The 19964-nt window shown below is 73.4% G+C and carries 18 protein-coding genes; 11 read left to right on the top strand and 7 right to left on the bottom strand.

Annotation, left to right across the window (positions count from 1 at the left end; all coding sequences use genetic code 11):
• Positions 1–77 precede the first annotated feature (77 nt).
• Positions 78–704 (top strand): TlpA disulfide reductase family protein, encoded by a 627-nt coding sequence (locus tag Q0858_RS13760; RefSeq protein ID WP_299055728.1) that lies wholly within the window; start codon positions 78–80, stop codon positions 702–704.
• A 99-nt stretch (positions 705–803) separates the two neighbouring features.
• On the opposite strand, the gene Q0858_RS13755 is transcribed toward Q0858_RS13760, so the two are convergent.
• Positions 804–1418, bottom strand: a complete 615-nt coding sequence (locus Q0858_RS13755; protein WP_299055386.1) for a hypothetical protein — start codon at positions 1416–1418, stop codon at positions 804–806.
• Positions 1419–1633: 215 nt separating this feature from the next.
• Between Q0858_RS13755 and Q0858_RS13750 the strand changes: the two genes are divergently transcribed.
• Positions 1634–2917, top strand: a complete 1284-nt coding sequence (locus tag Q0858_RS13750; protein WP_299055385.1) for a nitrate/nitrite transporter — start codon at positions 1634–1636, stop codon at positions 2915–2917.
• Here Q0858_RS13750 and Q0858_RS13745 read toward each other — a convergent pair.
• Positions 2871–3926 carry an AbrB family transcriptional regulator gene (locus Q0858_RS13745; protein ID WP_299055383.1) on the bottom strand — a complete coding sequence of 352 codons (1056 nt, stop codon included), beginning with the start codon at positions 3924–3926 and terminating at the stop codon, positions 2871–2873. The two genes, Q0858_RS13750 and Q0858_RS13745, sit on opposite strands and share 47 nt — an antisense overlap.
• A 46-nt stretch (positions 3927–3972) precedes the next feature.
• Between Q0858_RS13745 and Q0858_RS13740 the strand changes: the two genes are divergently transcribed.
• From Q0858_RS13740 to Q0858_RS13725, 4 genes are all read left to right on the top strand, one after another.
• A complete protein-coding gene (locus tag Q0858_RS13740; RefSeq protein WP_299055380.1) occupies positions 3973–4956 on the top strand; it encodes an NAD(P)/FAD-dependent oxidoreductase in 984 nt (327 codons plus the stop codon).
• Positions 4957–5019: 63 nt separating this feature from the next.
• The gene (locus Q0858_RS13735; protein ID WP_299055378.1) at positions 5020–6282 is read left to right on the top strand and encodes a glycosyltransferase family 4 protein; all 1263 of its coding nucleotides are present in this window, start codon (positions 5020–5022) and stop codon (positions 6280–6282) included.
• Entirely contained in the window at positions 6276–6992 is a 717-nt protein-coding gene (locus Q0858_RS13730; protein ID WP_299055376.1) for a methyltransferase domain-containing protein, read from the top strand. Before Q0858_RS13735 ends, Q0858_RS13730 begins: the two co-directional genes overlap by 7 nt.
• Positions 6989–8089, top strand: coding sequence for a prenyltransferase (locus tag Q0858_RS13725; protein WP_299055374.1), 1101 nt, complete (start codon positions 6989–6991; stop codon positions 8087–8089). Before Q0858_RS13730 ends, Q0858_RS13725 begins: the two co-directional genes overlap by 4 nt.
• Before the next feature lie 17 nt (positions 8090–8106).
• Here Q0858_RS13725 and Q0858_RS13720 read toward each other — a convergent pair whose 3' ends face one another.
• Genes Q0858_RS13720 through Q0858_RS13700 form a run of 5 tightly spaced genes read right to left on the bottom strand, consistent with a single transcriptional unit; the run spans position 8107 to position 11913 of the window.
• A complete protein-coding gene (locus Q0858_RS13720) occupies positions 8107–8769 on the bottom strand; it encodes a class I SAM-dependent methyltransferase (RefSeq protein WP_299055371.1) in 663 nt (220 codons plus the stop codon).
• Positions 8766–9545, bottom strand: coding sequence for a type I methionyl aminopeptidase (map, locus tag Q0858_RS13715; protein WP_299055368.1), 780 nt, complete (start codon positions 9543–9545; stop codon positions 8766–8768). The genes Q0858_RS13720 and map overlap by 4 nt, the downstream gene beginning before the upstream one ends.
• A 27-nt stretch (positions 9546–9572) precedes the next feature.
• On the bottom strand, positions 9573–10517 hold the full coding sequence (locus Q0858_RS13710; RefSeq protein ID WP_299055365.1) for a DMT family transporter: 945 nt from the start codon (positions 10515–10517) through the stop codon (positions 9573–9575).
• Positions 10514–11218 (bottom strand): MBL fold metallo-hydrolase, encoded by a 705-nt coding sequence (locus Q0858_RS13705; RefSeq protein WP_299055362.1) that lies wholly within the window; start codon positions 11216–11218, stop codon positions 10514–10516. The genes Q0858_RS13710 and Q0858_RS13705 overlap by 4 nt, the downstream gene beginning before the upstream one ends.
• Complete coding sequence (locus Q0858_RS13700) at positions 11212–11913, bottom strand: maleylpyruvate isomerase family mycothiol-dependent enzyme (protein WP_299055359.1); 702 nt, start codon at positions 11911–11913, stop codon at positions 11212–11214. Before Q0858_RS13700 ends, Q0858_RS13705 begins: the two co-directional genes overlap by 7 nt.
• A gap of 421 nt (positions 11914–12334) precedes the next feature.
• Here Q0858_RS13700 and uvrA point away from each other — a divergent pair, with 421 nt between their 5' ends.
• From uvrA to yvcK, 5 genes are read left to right on the top strand one after another with little or no spacing between them, the layout of a single operon-like run.
• Positions 12335–15292, top strand: a complete 2958-nt coding sequence (gene uvrA, locus Q0858_RS13695) for an excinuclease ABC subunit UvrA (RefSeq protein WP_299055356.1) — start codon at positions 12335–12337, stop codon at positions 15290–15292.
• 48 nt (positions 15293–15340) lie between these two features.
• Entirely contained in the window at positions 15341–15793 is a 453-nt protein-coding gene (locus tag Q0858_RS13690) for a Rieske (2Fe-2S) protein (protein ID WP_299055354.1), read from the top strand.
• Positions 15794–15852: 59 nt separating this feature from the next.
• Complete coding sequence (gene uvrC / locus Q0858_RS13685) at positions 15853–17850, top strand: excinuclease ABC subunit UvrC (RefSeq protein ID WP_299055351.1); 1998 nt, start codon at positions 15853–15855, stop codon at positions 17848–17850.
• Complete coding sequence (gene rapZ / locus Q0858_RS13680; RefSeq protein WP_299055348.1) at positions 17847–18719, top strand: RNase adapter RapZ; 873 nt, start codon at positions 17847–17849, stop codon at positions 18717–18719. Before uvrC ends, rapZ begins: the two co-directional genes overlap by 4 nt.
• The gene (gene yvcK, locus Q0858_RS13675) at positions 18716–19714 is read left to right on the top strand and encodes a uridine diphosphate-N-acetylglucosamine-binding protein YvcK (protein WP_299055345.1); all 999 of its coding nucleotides are present in this window, start codon (positions 18716–18718) and stop codon (positions 19712–19714) included. The genes rapZ and yvcK overlap by 4 nt, the downstream gene beginning before the upstream one ends.
• The last annotated feature ends 250 nt before the right edge of the window (positions 19715–19964 follow it).

Here is a 19964-nt window from a genome sequence, read left to right as displayed (position 1 = left end):
GGCGGGGTCAAGACGTGACTCGCAGGTCCGGCGTCCCGTCCGTGGTCCGGTGGGTGGTCGCGTCGGTCGTGGCAGCGATGTCTGTCTCGGCCTGTTCGTCGGGCGGCGACCGAGACTGGACCCTGCCGTTCACCGGGCCCCCGGAGGTGCAGGTCGACACGCCTGAACTGCGCGAAGCCAAGGAACGAGCGGGGATCGAACCGTGTCCAGCGCCCGAGCCTGATGGCGGTAGGACTCCGGGTGGAGACCGACTCCCCGAGGTCGTCCCCGAGTGTTTCGGCGGAGGCCGAGCCGTGGACCTATCCACCCTGAGGGGGCCGCGGGTCATCAGCGTGTGGGCTCAGTGGTGTGAAGCGTGCGCTACCGAGGTGCCCGTTCTCCAGGACTTCCACGACGAGCACGGGGAGCGTGTCCCCGTACTGGGGATCGATTACCAGGACCCCCAGGCAGACCGTGCGATGGACTTCCTCGCAGCGGCCGGTGCCACGTACCCACAGCTGTCCGACCCTGCGGGGGACATCAACGCGCTCGACCCGATCCCGTTCCTCAACAAGCTCCCTCTGCTGATGGTGATCGACGCGTCGGGGAGGGTGGTCGACCGCCGGTTCGTCGTCATCGAGTCGGTCGAGCAGCTGGAGGACATCGTGTCGGACGTCCTGCCGGGGCCCGGCCCCACGGCGCCGGCAGGAGTGAAGCACCAGTAGGAGTCGGTGTGGCGGGCCGGCCGCGGGACGGCTTTCGGTCGTGGGCACGGACCGGAGGAGGTCGTGAGGTCGCGGACTCCGGCGACACTGCTGGTGCCGCTAGGAGTCCGTCACGATCTCGCGACCGACGACGCGGCCGTTGCCCCAGGCGCCGAGTGACTCGGTCAGCTCGTCGTCGGCCCACAGCGGGAGTCCGTCCACGAGGGGCACAGCGCACGGGACCCAGCCGTCGGGATTTTCCTCGGGGCCCGTGCCGGTGTCGTCGGCGAACTGGTTGAGGTAGGCCGCCCACGCCTCGCGGTCGACACGGAGCCGCCCGTGCTCACCGACCCGCAGGACGCCGTCGGACTCCACCACCCGGTGCCTCCGCCCCAGGTGCTCCAGCAGCAGGTGCCACGCTTCGTCGATCTCGAATCGGACCGGGACGTACGGCTCGCCGGGGCGGGTGTCGAGGTCGAGGTGTCGTTGGTAGGCGTGGGCTGCGTCGAGCTGCGCCGCCCGCCACTGGGTGCGCGGGTCGTCCGTGAGCCGCACCTCCGTGGTGCCGGGGACCCGGTCGGTCTCGCCCGTCGGGTCGCGGTAGGTCCAGCTGACGTGGGCCGGTCCGCCGTCCTGAGGCACCCGGAGCCCCTCGAGACGCAGGCTGTACGGCGTCCCCGGGACGTCCGTGCCATCGGCGGTGGCCGCCCTGAGCAGGGCGTCGGCGGGTCCCATGGCTTTCCTCTCCTGGACTGGTCGACACTCCAGCCCGTCGCTCACCAGGGTAGGTAGGTCAGCCCGAGGTCAGCGCGGTGAGCTCGCCTCGCTCACCGTGTGCTCGCCCACCTAGCGTGGTGAGCCGCGCGCCGCACGGTGCGTGCCCAGCCCCCGCCCCACCCCCGCCGAATCCAGCCCGGCCGCGAGGACGCCGTACCCTGACGCGAGTGCCCATGCGTTCCCGTCGGACCCAGCTGACGGTCTGGGCGGTGGGGCTGGCGATCTACCTGCTGGCCGTCTTCCACCGCTCCTCGCTCGCCGTCGCGGGCCTCGAGGCCTCCGACCGGTTCGGCATCTCGGCGGCGCAGCTGTCGACGTTCGTCATGCTGCAGCTGCTCGTGTACGCCGCCATGCAGGTCCCGGTCGGCCTCATGGTCGACCGCTGGGGGTCGCGGTCGGTGCTGCTGACCGGCACCGCCCTCATCGTCGTCGCGCAGGCGGGGTTCGCGCTGGCCGACACCTACGCCCTCGCGGTGCTCGCGCGGGTCGGGGTCGGCATCGGCGACGCCATGACGTTCGTGTGCGTGCTCCGCATGCTGAGCAGCTGGTTCGCGCCGCGGCGCATCCCGCTGATGACGCAGCTCACCGGCACGCTCGGGCAGTCCGGGGCCATCGTCGCGGCGGTGCCGATGACGTGGGCGCTCGGGACGCTCGGCTGGACCGGCGCCTACCTGGTCGCCGCGGGCGCCAGCCTGGTGGCGGGCGTGGTCGCGTTCGTCGTCCTCGCCGACACCCCCGAGGTACGACGGCTGCGCGGCGCCCCGATCTCGCTCACCGCCGTGCGCATCAGCCTGGCCGCCTCCTGGGCCCAGCCCGGCACCCGCCTGGGCTTCTGGATCCACTTCACGACCCAGTTCAGCTCCACCACGATGAGCCTGCTGTGGGGCTACCCGTTCCTGGTGCGCGGCGAGGGCCGCTCCCCGGCGGAGGCCGGCCTCCTGCTGAGCCTGATCATCGTCGCGGTCATGGCCAGTGGCCCGCTGATGGGCTGGTTCATCGGCATCCACCCGTGGCACCGCTCGACGCTGGCGATCAGCGTGGTCTGGGCGCTGGCGGCGACCTGGGCGGTCGTGCTGCTCTGGCCCGGGAACGCCCCGTTGGCGCTGCTCCTGCTGCTGATGGTCGTGGTCGGCGTCGGCGGTCCGGCGTCCATGATCGGCTTCGACCTCGGGCGCACCTCGAACCCCTCCGAGCGGCTGGCCAGCGCCACCGGCCTGATCAACCAGGGCGGGTTCGTGGCCAGCCTCGTCCTCGTCGTGGTCATCGGGGTGGTGCTCGACGCGTTCACCCCCGGCGCCAGCACGGCCTACACCCCCGAGGCGTTCCGGTGGGCGATGAGCAGCCAGTACGTGCTGTGGGGCCTCGGCCTCCTGCAGCTCTGGCGGTGGCGGCGGAGGACCCGCAGCCAGATCAGGGCGCTCGGCGGCGGGCCAGGAAACGTCCCAGGAACGGCATGAGCAGCAGGATCACCAGCAGCCGGACCACCTGCAGCGCCAGCACGTAGGCGGCGTCCGCGTCGCTGTCCAGCGCGGTCGCGAGGACGGCGAACAGCCCGCCCGGCGTCGTGGCCAGGTAGGCCGTCAGCGGGTCGACGTCGGTGGTCAGCACCAGCAGACCGCCCAGCCCCGCGCAGGCCAGCACGAGCGCCACGATCAGCCCGACGACGGCGGGCAGCATCGCCGCGATGGACCGCAGCGACGCGCGGGTGAACCGCAGCCCCACCTGCACCCCGATGACGGCGTACGCCGGCCACTGCAGCCAGGCGGGCACCGACACGGTGCCGAGGACGCCGGTGGCCGCGATCACGACCGCCACCGTCAGCGGCAGCAGCAGACCGGCGGCCGGCACCCTCACCCAGCGGGTCAGCGCGAGCCCGCCACCGACCGCGAGGACGACGAAGAGCAGGTCCCCGGGCAGGTCGGTGCCGGCCGTGACGGCCGCGCCGCCGCCGGCGGACCCGCCGTACAGCGCCACGGCGACGAGCGGCATCACCATCAGGATCAGCAGCACGCGGAGGTACTGGACCACCGCGACCACCCGCTCGTCGGCGCCGAGCTCGCGGGAGACGGCGACCACGCCGGAGGCGCCGCCGGCGATCATCGCGAACACCCCGGTCGGCAGGTCGACGTCGCGCCGCAGCGCCAGCGCCCAGCCGGCGGCGAGGCTGAGCCCCAGGGAGGCGACGACGACGAGCACGATCGGCACGACGTCCGCGCCGAGGCTGCGCAGGGTCTCGGCGGTGACGACAGCGCCGATGGTGGCGCCCAGCACGGCCTGCCCCGAGCGGGCGGCCAGCGACGGCAGGACCAGCGTCACCGGGGAGGTGAGGGCCCACACCAAGCCGGCGAGCAGTGGTCCGAACAGCGCCGGGGTGGGGGCGCCGACGGCCCACAGGAGGGCCGTGGCCAGCGCCGATCCGGTCAGGACGGCGAGCCAGCCGGCGGCGGTGCGGCGGGCGGACGACATCGGTGCCACTGTCCCAGAGGCCCCTCGCCGGGGCAGGATCGCCTCCATGAGCGTGACGGAGCCCACCGAGGTCGACCTGCTCGTGATCGGCGCCGGCCCGACCGGCCTGTACGCCGCCTACTACGCGGGCTTCCGCGAGCTCCGGGTGGCGGTGGTCGACTCGCTGCCCGAGCTCGGCGGCCAGGTCACCGCGATGTACCCGGAGAAGCAGATCCTCGACGTCGCGGGCTTCCCCCGCGTCAAGGGCCGCGACCTGGTGGCCGGCCTGGTCGAGCAGGCGGCGACCGCGCACCCGGCGTACTTCCTGGACCGCACGGCCACCTCGATGGACCACGTGGACGACGGCGCGCGCGTCCGCGTCGGCCTCGACGACGGCACCGAGATCGTCTGCGGGGCCGTCCTCGTCACGGCCGGGATCGGCAAGTTCAGCCCCCGGCCGCTCCCGGCGGCCGACGGGTGGCTGGGCCGTGGGCTGGAGTTCTTCGTCCCCAGCTTCGCGCCGTACGGCGGCAAGGACGTCGTCGTCGTCGGCGGCGGTGACTCGGCCTTCGACTGGGCGCAGCACCTCGAGCCGATCGCGAGGTCGGTCACCCTGGTGCACCGCCGCGACGCGTTCCGCGCCCACGAGCGGACCATCCGGGAGGTCCGCGAGAGCAGCGTCGAGATCGTCACGAAGGCCCAGGTCACCGCCCTGCGCGGCGCCACCACGCTGGAGGAGGTCGAGCTCGACGTGGACGGCGGGACGCGGGTGCTGCCCGCCCAGGCGGTCGTCGCGGCACTCGGCTTCGTCGCCGACCTCGGCGCCCTGCAGCAGTGGGGCCTCGAGACCGACAAGCGCCACGTCGTCGTCGACACCCACATGCGGACGAACCTGCCGCGCGTCTACGCCGCCGGGGACATCACGGAGTACCCCGGCAAGGTGAGGCTGATCTCGGTCGGGTTCGGGGAGGCCGCCACCGCGGTCAACAACGCCGCGGTCGACATCGACCCCTCCGCCCACGTCTTCCCGGGGCACTCGTCGAACGCCTGAGCCGCACCCCTAGGCTGGCCGGGTCGGTGTAAACGGGAGTTACGTCCTCAGGCGGGAGGGTCGATGCGGGTCGCGCTGCTGTCCTACCGCAGCAAGCAGCACGTGGGCGGCCAGGGCGTCTACGTCCGCCACCTCTCGCGCGAGCTCGTCGCGCTGGGGCACACCGTCGAGGTGTTCTCCGGCCCGCCGTACCCCGTGCTCGACCCCGGCGTCGGCCTGACCCGCGTGCCGAGCCTCGACCTGTACCGCGAGCCCGACCCGTTCCGACGGCCCGCGCTGCGTGAGTTCCGCGACCGCGTCGACGTGCTCGAGTACCTCACGATGTGCACCGCGGGCTTCGGCGAGCCCCGCACCTTCGGCCTCCGCGTACGGCGGCTCCTGGCCGAGCGGCTCGCCGACTTCGACGTCGTCCACGACAACCAGACGCTGGCCGACGGCGTCCTGGCGCTGGAGGGCGACGGGCTGCCGGTGGTCACGACGATCCACCACCCGATCACCCTCGACCGACGCATCGACCTGGCCGCGGCCACCTCCTGGAGGCGGAAGGTCACGCTGCGCCGCTGGTACGGCTTCCTGGCCATGCAGCGCCGCGTCGCCGCCGCGTCGCCGTCCGTGGTCACGGTCTCGGAGACCTCGGCCGACGACATCGTCCGTGAGTTCGGTGTCCGCCCGGACCGGCTGCGCGTGATCCCGCTCGGCGTGCCCGACGGCTTCACGCCGCCCACGACGCCCCGGGTGCCGGGCCGCATCCTGGCGATGGCCAGCGCGGACGCGCCGCTCAAGGGCATCCCGACGCTGCTCGAGGCGTTCGCCAAGCTGCGCACCGAGCGGGACGTCTCGCTGGTGCTCGTCGCGAAGCCCGCCCGGGGCGGTGTCACCGAACGCCTCGTCGAGAGCCTCGGCATCGGCGAGCACGTCACGTTCACCCACGGACTGAGCGACGCCGAGCTGGTCGCGGTCATGGGGTCCGCCGAGGTCGCCTGCGTGCCGTCGCTGCACGAGGGGTTCTCGCTGCCCACCGCCGAGCTCATGGCGTGCGGGACCCCGCTCGTGGTCTCCCGCGCCGGCGCGATCCCGGAGGTGGTCGGGGACGACGGGGTCTGCGCCGACCTCGTCAGCCCCGGCGACGTCGGTGAGCTGGAGCAGGCGTTGGGCGCGCTGCTCGACGACCCGGACCGCCGCGCTGCCATGGGCGCCGCCGGCCGGGCGCGGGCCACCGAGCGGTTCAGCTGGCGCGCGGTGGCCGAGGCCACCGCGGCGTCGTACACCGAGGCGGTCGAGCGACACCGCCGTGAGCGTCAGGGACAGGGGGCACCGCCGTGCTGACCGTGGACTTCGACCGGCTCGGCCTGCGGCCGGGCGAGCGCATCCTCGACATGGGCTGCGGCGCCGGGCGCCACGCCTTCGAGGCCTACCGGCGCGGCGGCGACGTCATCGCGTTCGACCAGGACGTCGACGAGCTCGAGTCCGTCCGCGAGCTGTTCGGTGCGATGGCGGACGAGGGGCAGGTGCCCGCCGCCGCCTCCGCCGACGTGAAGGAGGGCGACGCCCTCGCGCTGCCGTTCGGCGACGGCGAGTTCGACCGGGTCGTCGCCGCCGAGGTGCTCGAGCACATCCCCGACGATCTACGCGCCATCGGCGAACTCGCCCGCGTGCTGAGGCCGGGCGGCACCATGGCGGTCACCGTGCCGCGGTGGCTCCCCGAGGCGGTCTGCTGGGCGCTGTCGACGGAGTACCACTCCAACCCCGGCGGGCACATCCGCATCTACACCGACGCGGAGCTGACGACGAAGCTCCGTGGCGCCGGCCTCGAGGTCGTCGGCACGGACCACGTGCACGGCCTCCACACGCCGTACTGGTGGATCAAGTGCGCCGTCGGTGTCCGCAAGGAGAAGCACCCGCTGGTGCGCGCCTACCACCAGGTCCTGGTGTGGGACATCATGAAGCGGCCCCTGGCCACCCGCCTGGCGGAGCGGGTGCTCGACCCGCTGGTCGGCAAGAGCCTCGTCCTCTACCTCCGCAAGCCGGCCGGATGACGAGCGCCTCCCTGCCCTCCGTCGACGGCGTCCTCGACGCCGAGCGGGTGGCCGCGACGGTCGACTCGATCGCCCGGGTCCAGGAGCGCGACGGGGCCATCCCCTGGGAGCCGGCCCGCCACGTCGACGTCTGGAACCACGTCGAGGCCGCCATGGCCCTCGTGGTCGGCGGCCGCCTCGACGCCGCCCGGCGCGCCTACGACTGGGTCCTCGGCCTCCAGCGGTTCGACGGCTCGTGGCCGACCGCGGTCGTCGAGGGCGTGGTCACGGACGACGCCGGCGACGCGAACTTCTCGGCGTACCTCGCCGTCGGCGTGTGGCACCACTGGCTGGTCGAGCGCGACGAGGCCTTCGTCCGCCGCTGCTGGCCCGCCGTCCGGGCCGGCCTCGACTGGGTCACCGCCCTGCAGCTGCCGTTCGGCGGGATGCCGTGGCAGGAGTGCTGGGTGGACGGGGCTCCCTCCCACGTCCACGAGGACGGCGCGCTGCTCGCCGGGTCGTCGTCGATCTACCAGGCGCTCCGCGCCGGGGTCGCGATCGCCGAGCTGCTCGGACGGCCCCAGCCGGGCTGGGAGCTCGCAGGTGGTCGGCTCGGCCACGCGATCCGCCGCCACCCGGGCGAGTTCGCGGACAAGTCGACGTTCGCCATGGACTGGTACTACCCGGTCCTCGGCGGCGCCGTCCGCGGCGCCGAGGGGCGCGCGCTCCTGGAGTCGCGGTGGGACGACTTCGTCGTGCCCGGCCTCGGGGTGCGCTGCGTCCACACCAACCCCTGGGTGACCGGCGCGGAGTCCGCCGAGCTCGTCATGGCCCTCGACGCGGTGGGGGAGCACGACCGCGCCCTGCGCCTTCTCGGCGACCTGCAGCACCTGCGCGACGACGACGGCCGCTACGCGACCGGTTACGTGTACGACGACGGCGTCCGCTGGCCGCCGGAGCACACCACCTTCACCGCCGGCGCCGTCGTCCTCGCCGCGGACGCCCTCGGCGCCCGCCACGGCCGCGCCACCCCCGGCTCGGGCATCATGCGCGGCGACTCCCTCGCCCCGCCCTTCCCCGAGCTCAGCCCGCACTGCTGCGCCACCACCGCTGGCTGAGGTGCGACGGGACGCGGTCAGCTGACCGGGTCGCCCGCGTCCCCGCGCACGCGCCGCAGCACCCGCATGGACCCGAGGGCGTCCTCCTCCGCGAAGTCGCCGGACGCCAGCGCGCGGCGCCACACGTCGTACGGCGGGCGGCCGCCGTCGGCGGGGTCGGGGAACACGTCGTGGATCACCAGCAGCCCGCCGGCCGTCACCCAGGGTGCCCAACCGGTGTAGTCGTCGTGGGCGGGGTCCTCGCCGTGGCCGCCGTCGACGAAGACCAGGGCCAGGGGGGTGCGCCAGACCGCCGCCACGGTGGCGGAGTGGCCCACGAGGGGGACGACGACGTCCTCGAGGCCGGTGTCGACCAGGGTGCGGCGCAGGAACGGCAGCGTGTCGATGCGGCCGGTGCGGGCGTCGACGAGCCTGGGGTCGTGGTGCTCCCAGCCGGGCTGGTTCTCCTCCGACCCGTGGTGGTGGTCGAGGGTGAGGACGACGGCCTGCGGGCCGCCGACCTCGCGGGCGGCGGCGCCGAGGTAGACCGCGGACTTGCCGCACCACGACCCGATCTCCAGGACCGGACCGTGCTCCAGCGCCCGCTTCGCCCACGAGTGGAGGAAGAGGCCCTCGTCGTCGGGCATGAACCCCGTCGTCCGACGGGCCGCGGCGAGCAGCTCCTCCGGCGAGGCGCTCACGCCGCCAGGAACGACCGGTCCGTGAGGATGATCGGGTCGCCGTCGGTGACGGCGATGGTGTGCTCGCTGTGGGCGCCGCGGGAGCCGTCGCCGCTGCGCAGCGTCCAGCCGTCGTCGTCGGTGTAGATCTCGTCGGTGGTGTGCAGGAACCACGGCTCGATGGCGATGACCAGGCCCGGCTTCAGCGGGAAGCCGCGCCCGGCCTTGCCGTCGTTCGGGACGTGCGGGTCGCCGTGCATCGTCCGCCCGACGCCGTGGCCGCCGAACTGCGTGTTGATCGCGAGACCCTCGGCGCGGGCCACCTGCGCGATGGCGGCCGAGATGTCGCCGATGCGGTTGCCGGCGCGGGCGGCGGCGATGCCGGCCTCGAGCGCCCGCTCGGAGGTGTCGATGAGGCGGAGGTCCTCGTCGCGGGGCGTGCCGACGACCACGCTGGTGGCGGAGTCGGCGACCCACCCGTCGACCGCGACGGCGAAGTCGACGCTGAGCAGGTCGCCGTCCTTCAGCGCGTAGTCGTGGGGGAGGCCGTGCAGCACCGCGTCGTTCACCGAGGTGCACAGCACCTTGCCGAACGGCGAGGCCCCGAACGACGGGTGGTAGTCGATGTAGCAGGACTCCGCGCCACGCTCGGTGATCATCCGGTGCGCGAGGGCGTCGAGCTCCAGGAGGTTCACACCGACGTCGGCGGCGTCCCGCAACGCGTCGAGGACCTCGGCCACGAAGCGGCCGGCGGGTCGCATCTCCTCGATCTGGGCGGGGGTACGGAGCTCGATCATGCCCCCGAGCCTACGGCCGGGCCCGCCTCACTTCGGCTCCGGCTCCTCCAGCTGCCGGCCGAGGCTGGCGATGGCCACGAGCACCAGCGCCGACCCGACGACACCCGCGGCCGTGAGCGCCTCGCCGAGGAACGCCACGGCGATCAGGACGGCGGTCACCGGCTCCAGCAGGGTGGCGAGGACGGCGTTGCCGCTGGACGTCGTCCGCAGGCCCGCGAAGAGCAGCACGTAGGCGAGCGCCATCGTCACCACGCCCAGGTAGACCAGGAGCGACCAGGCCACCGGGTCCGACGTGGTCATCGGCTGGTCGAGGACCAGGGCGGTCACGACGCCGAGGGGCACCAGGGTCAGGCAGACCACCGACAGGGTGGCGGTAGCGGTCGGGACGGCGCCGTACGTCTTGGTCAGGGGGCCACCGAACTCGGCCGACAGCGCGTACGCCGCGCCGGAGGCCAGCGCGATCAGCACCCCGGACACCGTCGTCTCCCCGCCGGGTGCGTGGCCGCCCCCGAGCAGGCTGACCAGCAGCAGACCGGCCAGCGCGGTCGCCACCGTCGCGAGCTGCCCGAGCGAGGGTGCGCGCCGGTCGCGGACGGTGTGCAGGACCAGCAGCAGGACGGGAGGGATGCCCATCGCGACCACGGTCGCGACGCTCACCCCGGTCGCCAGCACGGCGACGAAGAACAGCATCTGGAAGGCCGCCGTGAGCAGCCCGACCGTCACGGCCCGGGCGCCGGCCTCCCGCAGCAGGCGGCGGCAGGTGCCCCAGTGCCGGCCGAGGGCCACCACGGCGACCATCACCAGGACGGCGGCGACCGACCGGTAGGCGCCCATCATCAGCACCGACAGGGAGGTGCGGTCGCCGACCACCGCGACCGCGGGGCCGATCGTGCCCCAGACGACCCCGGCCCCGCAGACCAGCAGGAGCCCGGTCGGGGCGGTACGCCGTCCGGTGCGGGGCTCCTGCGTCACCAACCCCGCTCGCGCCACTCCGCCAGCTGGGGCCGTTCGGCGCCGAGCGTCGAGTCGTCGCCGTGGCCGGGGTAGAACCAGGTGCTGTCCGGCAGCGTCCCGAAGACCTTGGCCTCGAGGTCGTCGAGCAGCGACGCGTTGTCCTCCGCCGACCAGGTCTTGCCCGGGCCGCCCGGGAAGAGGCTGTCGCCGGTGAAGAGGTGGGGGTGCCCGCTCGGGTCGTCGTACACGAGCGCGACGGAGCCGGGGGTGTGGCCGACCAGGTGGATGACGCGCAGGCTGACGTCGCCCACGGTGACCTCGTCGCCGTCGACCAACCGGCGGTCGACGGTGACGCCGGTCTGCTTCGCGGTCTCCTCGGCGTCCGGGGCCCCGACCAGCACCTCGGCGCCGGTGGCCTCCACGACCTCGGCCAGGGCGCGGTGGTGGTCCCAGTGCTGGTGGGTGGTGACGACACGCGTCAGACCGGCGGAGCCGACGAGCTCGAGCAGGCGGGGCGCCTCGTCCGCGGCGTCGACCAGCAGCTGGTCGCCGGTGGCGGTGCAGCGCAGCAGGTAGCAGTTGTTCGACATCTGCCCGTCGACCGCGACCTTCGTGATGACGAGGGCGTCGAGCTCCCGCACGTCGGCGTCACCGCCGGGGGAGACGGAGCCCGTGTAGGGGCCGGACGTCGACGCCGGCTCGGGGGAGGAGGTCACCATCCCGCGATCCTAGGGAGCGGGTCGTCCGAGGCGAGACCCGAGGCGTCGCCCCGGCCGGACAGCCACCAGGCCAGGTCCGCGGACGACCCGGTGACGACGGGGTCGGACTCGCCGCCGCCCGCGACCGACCAGGTGCGGTCGAGGTCGCCGGCGTACACGGTGAAGGGCTCGGCGCCCGTCTCCGGGCTCAGCGTGCGGGCGCGGCTGTCGATCAGCCAGGCCCGGAAGTCGCCCGGCCAGGACGTCGCGTCGTACTCGCCGGTGGCCAGGTCGGCGTGGTGCACCTCGACCTCGGCGCGGCGGATCTCGGGGAACTGGGCGACGGCGCGGAGGGGGCCGCCCGGGTACCACTCGACCTCGGCGACCAGGGTCTCGTCGGGCAGGCCGGCGAGCGCGTCGGCCAGGCGCGAGGTGCTGGCGAGGAACCGCTGCCGCAGCTCCGTGCAGGTGACGTGGGCCAGCTCCTCGATGTCGGCGTCGCGCGACTCCCGCGAGGCGTACAGCGGCCGGGGCGTGCTGCCCCGCACGCCGTCGGCCGCCCCCGCCATGGCCTCGGCGTTGAGCGTGAGGTGCGCCACGACGTGCGAGCGGCTCCAGCCCGGCAGCAGCGACGGAGCCGCCAGCAGCGGCTCGTCCAGGGCGTCGACGGTCCGCACCAGCCGCCGCGTGGAGTCGGTCAGGGGCTGCAGGTCCACGCTCGGCATGGTGGTCATGATGCACCCGCCCCTCGCGGGTCCGCCCCGGTGCGCGGGCCGGGATGGTCGGGGCGGGGCCCAGGGCCGACTTCCCAGGGTCCCCTGGGAAGTCGGCACCTACCGTGCTGAATTCGGCACGGTACGTGCCAAGGTCACTGCCTACCCTGGGAAGTCGCCCCCGGGCCGCCCGAGCCCCGAGCCCGTGCCCGCGACGACGGCGTGACGGACGCCGCGCGGCGGGTCGGAGATCCTTCCCACAGCGTTGGGTACCTGCCTCACCGGCGTGGCAAGGTGGTATCACCCGCGGCCCGGGCCTCCCCACCGGACGGCGCGGCGCCTTGCGCCGCACGCCGCGCTGACGAACACTTGTTCGACCACGACGACCTGTCCACGACGAGGGACCCGAAGGACCGCCCGCCCCATGGCCGACCAGCTCATCATCCGCGGCGCCCGCGAGCACAACCTCAAGGACGTCTCCGTCGACCTCCCGCGCGACGCGCTCATCGTCTTCACCGGGCTGTCCGGCTCCGGGAAGTCCAGCCTCGCGTTCGACACGATCTTCGCCGAGGGCCAGCGCCGGTACGTCGAGTCGCTGTCGGCGTACGCCCGCCAGTTCCTCGGCCAGATGGACAAGCCCGACGTCGACTTCATCGAGGGCCTCTCGCCCGCGGTGTCGATCGACCAGAAGTCGACCTCCCGCAACCCGCGGTCGACGGTCGGCACGATCACCGAGGTCTACGACTACCTCCGCCTGCTCTACGCCCGCGCGGGCCGTCCGCACTGCCCGACCTGCGGCGCGCCCATCGAGCGGCAGACGCCGCAGCAGATCGTGGACCGCGTGCTGGCGCTCGAGGAGGGCCGCCGCTTCCAGGTCCTCGCCCCCGTCGTCCGCGGCCGCAAGGGCGAGTACGTCGACCTGTTCCGCGAGCTGCAGACCCAGGGGTTCAGCCGGGCCCGGGTCGACGGCGAGACCCACCCGATGGACGACCCGCCCAAGCTCGACAAGCAGAAGAAGCACACGATCGAGGTCGTCGTCGACCGCCTGGCGGTCAAGGACACCGCCAAGCGCCGCCTCACCGACTCGGTCGAGACCGCGCTGCGCCTGGCGGGCGGCCTGGTGCTGCTCGAGTTCGTCGACCTGCCCGCGAAGGACCCGGGCCGCGAGCTGCGGTTCTCCGAGAAGATGTCGTGCCCGAACGACCACGCGATCGACACCGACGAGCTCGAGCCGCGCTCGTTCTCGTTCAACTCGCCCTTCGGCGCCTGCCCGGCCTGCTCCGGCCTCGGCACCCGCCTGGAGATCGACCCCGAGCTGGTGGTCCCCGACCCCGGTGCCACCCTCGCGGACGGCGCCATCCAGCCCTGGAGCGGCGCGCACGTCGCCGACTACTTCATCCGGCTGCTCGGCGCGCTCGGCGACGAGCTCGGCTTCGACCTCGACACCCCGTGGGAGGACATGCCCCGCAGCGCCCACGCGGCGATCCTCGGCGGGCACCCCACCAAGGTCCACGTGCGCCACCGCAACCGCTACGGCCGCGAGCGCTCCTACTACTCGGAGTTCGAGGGCGTCGCGAAGTACGTCGAGCGGCGCCACCGGGAGGCCGAGTCGGACACCAGCCGGGAGCGCTTCGAGGGCTTCATGCGCGAGGTCCCCTGCCCGACCTGCCGGGGGAGCCGCCTCAAGCCGGTGTCGCTGGCCGTCACCGTCGGCGGCCGGGACATCGCCTCGGTCTGTGCGCTTCCCATCAACGAGGCCGCCGACTTCCTGGCCGGCCTCGAGCTCAGCGGCCGCGAGCGCCAGATCGCCGAGCAGGTGCTCAAGGAGATCAACGAGCGGCTCCGGTTCCTGCTGGACGTCGGCCTCGACTACCTCACCCTCGACCGGCCCTCGGGGTCGCTGTCGGGCGGCGAGGCCCAGCGCATCCGCCTCGCCACGCAGATCGGCGCCGGCCTCGTCGGCGTCCTCTACGTGCTCGACGAGCCCTCCATCGGGCTGCACCAGCGCGACAACCACCGCCTGATCGAGACCCTGATCCGGCTGCGGGACCTCGGCAACACCCTCATCGTCGTCGAGCACGACGAGGACACCATCAAGGTCGCCGACCACGTCGTCGACGTCGGTCCCGGCGCCGGCGAGCACGGCGGCCAGGTGGTGCACTCCGGCACCGTCCAGGGCCTGCTCGAGCACCCGGACTCCCTCACCGGCCGCTACCTGTCGGGCCGCGAGGAGATCCCCGTCCCCGCCGTACGCCGGCCGCGCACGGTGGGCCGCGAGCTCACGGTCCACGGCGCCCGGCAGAACAACCTCGACGAGGTCACCGCGACCTTCCCCCTCGGGCTGTTCGTCGCCGTCACCGGCGTCTCCGGGTCCGGCAAGTCGACGCTGGTCAACGACATCCTCTACACCTCGCTCGCCAAGCAGCTGTACGGCGCCCGCACCGTGCCGGGCCGCCACCGCAAGATCACCGGCGTCGAGCACGTCGACAAGGTCGTCCACGTCGACCAGTCGCCCATCGGCCGGACGCCGCGGTCGAACCCGGCGACGTACACCGGGGTCTTCGACCACGTCCGCAAGCTGTTCGCCGCCACCCAGGAGGCGAAGGTCCGCGGCTACCAGCAGGGCCGCTTCTCGTTCAACGTCAAGGGCGGGCGCTGCGAGGCGTGCGCCGGCGACGGCACGATCAAGATCGAGATGAACTTCCTCCCGGACGTCTACGTCCCGTGCGAGGTCTGCCACGGCGCCCGCTACAACCGCGAGACGCTCGAGGTCCACTACAAGGGCAAGACCATCGCCGACGTCCTGCAGATGCCGATCGAGGAGGCCGTCGACTTCTTCGAGGCCGTGCCCGCGATCAGCCGGCACATGAAGACCCTGGTCGAGGTCGGCCTCGGCTACGTCCGCCTCGGTCAGCCGGCCACCACCCTGTCCGGTGGCGAGGCCCAGCGGGTGAAGCTGTCGTCGGAGCTGCAGAAGCGCTCGACCGGCCGCACGGTCTACGTGCTCGACGAGCCCACGACGGGCCTGCACTTCGAGGACATCCGCAAGCTGCTCGGCGTCCTCGGCCGCCTCGTCGACAACGGCAACACGGTGCTGGTCATCGAGCACAACCTCGACGTCATCAAGACCGCCGACTGGCTGGTCGACATGGGCCCCGAGGGCGGCACCCGCGGCGGCATGATCGTCGCCGAGGGCACGCCGGAGGAGGTCATCGCCGTCGAGGCGAGCCACACCGGCCGGTTCCTCGCGCCGATCCTGGAGGGCAAGGAGGCGACGCGCAGCCGCGCGAAGCGTCCGCCCAAGGACGAGCTCCCGGTCCGCAGCCGCACCGCGACCGCGGCCCGCAAGCGGGCGGCACGCAAGAAGGCGGCCGTGAAGTGACGCGCCGCTGAGGGTCTTCGCAAGGTCCTCCTGGCTACGCTCACGGCCATGAGCGCTTCCCCCGACGCCCAGCCCGTCCACCGCTGCCTGTCCCGCCGTACGGCGATCGGGGGCGTGGCCTGCGTGGGCCTCGGCGTCCCGTTCCTCGCGGCCTGCTCCTCCGACTCCGGGTCCGACACGGGCGCGGACTCCGGTTCCGGCGAGACCGCCGCCACCGGGACCGCGCTGGCGCCGACCAGCGACATCCCCGTCGGCGGCGGCGTGATCTACGCCGACCAGGGCGTCGTGGTCACCCAGCCCACCGAGGGGGACTTCAAGGCCTTCGGCGCCGAGTGCACCCACCAGGGATGCACCGTCACCGAGGTCACCGAGACCATCGACTGCGCCTGCCACGGCAGCAAGTTCTCCCTCGAGGACGGCGCCCCGACCGCCGGCCCCGCGACCGACCCGCTGCCCACGGTCGAGATCACCGTCGAGAACGACGAGATCACCGTCGCCTGACGGAGCTCCACCGGCCCTCCGGGGCACCCGCCGTCGGCGGGGGTCCGTAGGCTTGGCGGGTGGCATCGGGACGCACCAGGAGGACCTCGCGGGGGCCGCTGTCGTACCGCCCGGAGCCCGGCTCGATCCCCACCCAGCCGGGTGTCTACCGCTTCCGTGACCCCAAGGGGCGGGTCGTCTACGTCGGCAAGGCGAAGAGCCTCCGGGCCCGGCTGTCGTCGTACTTCCAGGACATCGGGAACCTCCACCCCCGCACCGCGACGATGGTCACGACCGCGGCGAGCGTCGAGTGGACGGTCGTGGCGACCGAGGTCGAGGCGCTGCAGCTGGAGTACTCCTGGATCAAGGAGTTCGACCCCCGCTTCAACGTCAAGTACCGCGACGACAAGTCGTACCCGTGGCTGGCGGTGACGACCGGCGAGGAGTTCCCGCGGGTCATGGTCGGGCGGGGCGCGAAGCGCAAGGGCACCCGCTACTTCGGCCCGTACAGCCACGCCTGGGCGATCCGCGAGACCGTCGACGTGCTGCTGCGCGTCTTCCCGATGCGCTCCTGCAGCGCCGGGGTGTTCAAGCGCAGCCAGCAGATCGGCCGACCCTGCCTGCTCGGCTACATCGACAAGTGCGCCGCCCCCTGCGTCGGCAAGGTCACCGCCGAGGAGCACCGCGCGATCGTCGACGACTTCTGCGACTTCGTCGGCGGGCGCAGCAAGCCGTTCATGACCCGCATCCGCAAGGAGATGATGGCGGCGTCGGAGGCGCAGGAGTACGAGCGCGCCGCCCGGCTCCGCGACGACCTCGGCGCGATGGAGCGGGCGCTCGAGAAGCAGACCGTCGTGCTGTCCGACGGCGCGGACGCCGACGTCATCGCCTTCGCGGAGGACCCCCTCGAGGTCGCCGTCCAGATCTTCTACGTCCGCGGCGGCCGGATCCGCGGCCAGCGGGGCTGGGTCGCCGACCGCGTCGAGGAGGGCGGCACCCCCGAGCTCGTGGAGAACTTCCTGCTCCAGGCGTACGCCGGCGAGGCGGACACGATCCCGCGGGAGGTCCTCGTCCCGGCCCTGCCTCCCGACACCGCGACCCTCGAGCAGCTGCTGGGCGAGCTCAAGGGGTCGAGGGTCGAGATCCGGGTGCCGCAACGGGGTGACAAGAAGTCCCTGCAGGAGACCGTCGGCCGCAACGCGTTGCAGGCCCTGGCCCTGCACAAGACGAAGCGCGCCAGCGACCTCACGACCCGCAACCGCGCGCTGGAGGAGATCGCGGACGCCCTCGACCTGGAGGAGGCGCCGCTGCGGATCGAGTGCTACGACGTCTCGAACCTGCAGGGCACCGAGGTCGTCGCCTCCATGGTCGTCTTCGAGGACGGCCTGTCCCGCAAGAGCGAGTACCGCCGCTTCGTGATCAAGGCCGTCGACGGGCAGAACGACGTCGCGTCGATGCACGAGGTCATCACGCGGCGCTTCAAGCGGCTCCTCGACGAGCAGTCCAACAGCCTGGAGCAGCAGACCGACTCCGGGCCGATGCTGGTCGACCCGGAGACCGGGCGGCCCCGCAAGTTCGCCTACGCCCCCGGCCTCGTCGTCGTGGACGGCGGCCCGCCGCAGGTCGCCGCGGCGCAGCGCGCGCTGACGGAGCTCGGCATCGACGACGTCCCGGTGTGCGGGCTGGCCAAGCGCCTGGAGGAGGTGTGGCTGCCGACCGAGGAGGACCCGGTGATCCTGCCCCGGTCCTCCGAGGGCCTGTACCTGCTGCAGCGCGTGCGGGACGAGGCCCACCGGTTCGCGATCAACCACCACCGCAGCCGCCGCAGCAAGTCGATGGTCGAGAGCGCCCTCGACGACGTGCCGGGCCTGGGGGAGGTCCGCCGAAAGACCCTGCTGAAGCACTTCGGCTCGCTGCGCAAGCTGCGGCAGGCCGAGGTCGACGAGATCGCCCAGGTCCCCGGCATCGGTCCGCGCACGGCCGCGGCCATCAAGGAGGCGGTCGCGCCCGCGGTCGGCCAGGATGCTCCCGTGAGCGTCAACACCGCGACCGGCGAGATCATCGAGGACACCCCGTGAGCGCAGCCCCTCCGGCCGGCGAGCTCGTCGTCGTCACCGGCATGACCGGCGCCGGTCGCAGCACGGCCGCCAAGGAGCTGGAGGACCTCGGCTTCTACGTGGTCGACAACATGCCGCCCAGCCTGCTGCGCGACGTCGTCCGCCTCGTCGACGAGAGCGCGGGGCCGAGCCAGCCGGTCGCCGTCGTGGTCGACGTCCGGTCCGGGTCGTTCTTCGACAGCCTCCAGGCCAACGTCGCCCAGGGCGCCACGGGCCGCCGTACGACGCTGCTGTTCCTCGACGCCTCCGACGACGTCCTGGTCCGGCGGCAGGAGGCCGCCCGGCGCCCCCACCCGCTCCAGGCGGGCGGCCGGCTGCTCGACGGGCTGCAGCGCGAGCGGGTCGTCCTGGCCGACCTGCGGAGCAACGCGGACCTCGTCATCGACACCACCACCCTCAACGTCCACCAGCTGACCGACCGCGTCGCCGAGGCGTTCGGCACCCCCGACGCCACGCGGCTGAAGATCTCGGTGGTCAGCTTCGGGTTCAAGTACGGCATCCCCGTCGACGCCGACCTCGTCGCCGACATGCGCTTCCTGCCCAACCCGTTCTGGGTGCCGGAGCTGCGGTCGATGAACGGCCGCGACACCGAGGTCGCGGAGTACGTGATGAGCCGCGAGGGCGCGCAGGGCTTCCTGGACCAGTACGTCCCCCTGGTCGAGACGGTCGCCGCCGGCTACCTGCGGGAGGGCAAGCGGTTCGCCACCATCGCGATCGGCTGCACGGGCGGCAAGCACCGCAGCGTCGCCATGTCCGAGGAGATGGCCCAGCGCCTGCGCGACCGCGGGTACGACGCCCGCGCCACCCACCGGGACCTGGGGCGCGAGTGACCGCGTCCCCGGCGGGCCACGGCGCGAGCCAGTACGCGCAGTCGGTCGTCGCCCTCGGTGGCGGCCACGGCCTGTACGCCACCCTCAGCGCGCTCAGCCGGCTGGTGGACGACCTCACCCTCGACGAGATCACCGCGGTGGTCACCGTCGCCGACAACGGGGGCTCCTCGGGGCGGTTGCGCGGGGAGTTCGGCGTCCTGCCGCCCGGCGACCTGCGCATGGCCCTCGCGGCGCTGTGCGGCGACGACGAGTGGGGCCGCACCTGGGCAGACGTCCTGCAGCACCGGTTCGCCGGGGCGGGGGAGATGAACGGCCACGTGGTCGGCAACCTGCTCATCGTGTCATTGTGGGAGCGCCTCGGCGACCACGTGGAGGCGCTCGACTGGGTCGGTCGGCTCCTGGGGGCGCGCGGGCGGGTCCTGCCGATGGCGACCACCCCGATGGACATCACCGCCCGGGTCCGCGACGTCGGTGCCGGCCCCGACGGCCCGGTCCGCACCGTCCGTGGCCAGGTCGAGGTCGCCACCGTCGACGGCGAGATCGTCTCGGTCGCGCTCGACCCGCCAGAGCCCGAGGCCTGCCCCGAGGCGGTCGAGGCGATCCTGGCGGCCGACTGGGTCGTGCTCGGGCCCGGCTCGTGGTTCACCTCGGTCATCACCCACCTCATGGTCCCCGGCCTGCGCGAGGCGCTGGAGCGGACGACGGCCCGCCTGGTCGTCGTCCTCAACCTCGAGCCACAGGCCGGCGAGACCGGCGGCTTCGCCGCCGAGGACCACCTCGCCGCGCTGCTCGAGCACGCCCCCGGCCTCGCCGTCGACGCCGTCGTCGCCCACGGCGCCGGCGTGGGCGGACCCGACGACGTCGCCGCGCTCGAGAAGGCCGTGACCGCCGCCGGCGGCCGCCTCGTCCTCGCCGACGTGGCCACCGACGACGGCGAGGCCCGCCACGACCCCACCCGCCTCGCGGCGGTGCTGGGCGAGGTCTTCGGCGCCTGAGGTCGGGCCGCCGCCCGCTCCCGCCGTCCCCGCTGTCCCCGCCGTCCCCGCCGCTGCGACATGTAACGCGGTGTTACTGCCACTGCAGTGGGCGCTGGCGGCCCGTCTCGGACCACGGGACCGCGGTAGTGCCAAGGGACCGCGGTAGACGGCTCCCGGACGTCGGATCCGGGTCCGCGGCCGACCTCTCGTGATACCCGACACGCCCCACACGTTGCCCGGCCAGGCATCCCCCGAGGGTCGTTGACCA

It is taken from the genome of uncultured Nocardioides sp., from assembly GCF_947489365.1.
Lineage (GTDB): Bacteria > Actinomycetota > Actinomycetes > Propionibacteriales > Nocardioidaceae > Nocardioides.
The sequence above is the reverse complement of the archived record's forward strand: the minus strand, read 5'-3'. Positions and strand labels throughout refer to the sequence as shown.

Bases quoted from the DNA above. Each gene is read 5' to 3' on its own strand.
- Q0858_RS13745 (WP_299055383.1), bottom strand. From the start codon at position 3,926: ATGTCGTCCGCCCGCCGCACCGCCGCCGGCTGGCTCGCCGTCCTGACC.
- Q0858_RS13725 (WP_299055374.1), top strand. From the start codon at position 6,989: ATGACGAGCGCCTCCCTGCCCTCCGTCGACGGCGTCCTCGACGCCGAG.
- Q0858_RS13735 (WP_299055378.1), top strand. From the start codon at position 5,020: ATGCGGGTCGCGCTGCTGTCCTACCGCAGCAAGCAGCACGTGGGCGGC.
- Q0858_RS13755 (WP_299055386.1), bottom strand. From the start codon at position 1,418: ATGGGACCCGCCGACGCCCTGCTCAGGGCGGCCACCGCCGATGGCACG.
- Q0858_RS13750 (WP_299055385.1), top strand. From the start codon at position 1,634: ATGCGTTCCCGTCGGACCCAGCTGACGGTCTGGGCGGTGGGGCTGGCG.
- uvrA (WP_299055356.1), top strand. From the start codon at position 12,335: ATGGCCGACCAGCTCATCATCCGCGGCGCCCGCGAGCACAACCTCAAG.
- map (WP_299055368.1), bottom strand. From the start codon at position 9,545: ATGATCGAGCTCCGTACCCCCGCCCAGATCGAGGAGATGCGACCCGCC.
- Q0858_RS13690 (WP_299055354.1), top strand. From the start codon at position 15,341: ATGAGCGCTTCCCCCGACGCCCAGCCCGTCCACCGCTGCCTGTCCCGC.
- Q0858_RS13740 (WP_299055380.1), top strand. From the start codon at position 3,973: ATGAGCGTGACGGAGCCCACCGAGGTCGACCTGCTCGTGATCGGCGCC.
- Q0858_RS13760 (WP_299055728.1), top strand. From the start codon at position 78: ATGTCTGTCTCGGCCTGTTCGTCGGGCGGCGACCGAGACTGGACCCTG.
- Q0858_RS13705 (WP_299055362.1), bottom strand. From the start codon at position 11,218: ATGGTGACCTCCTCCCCCGAGCCGGCGTCGACGTCCGGCCCCTACACG.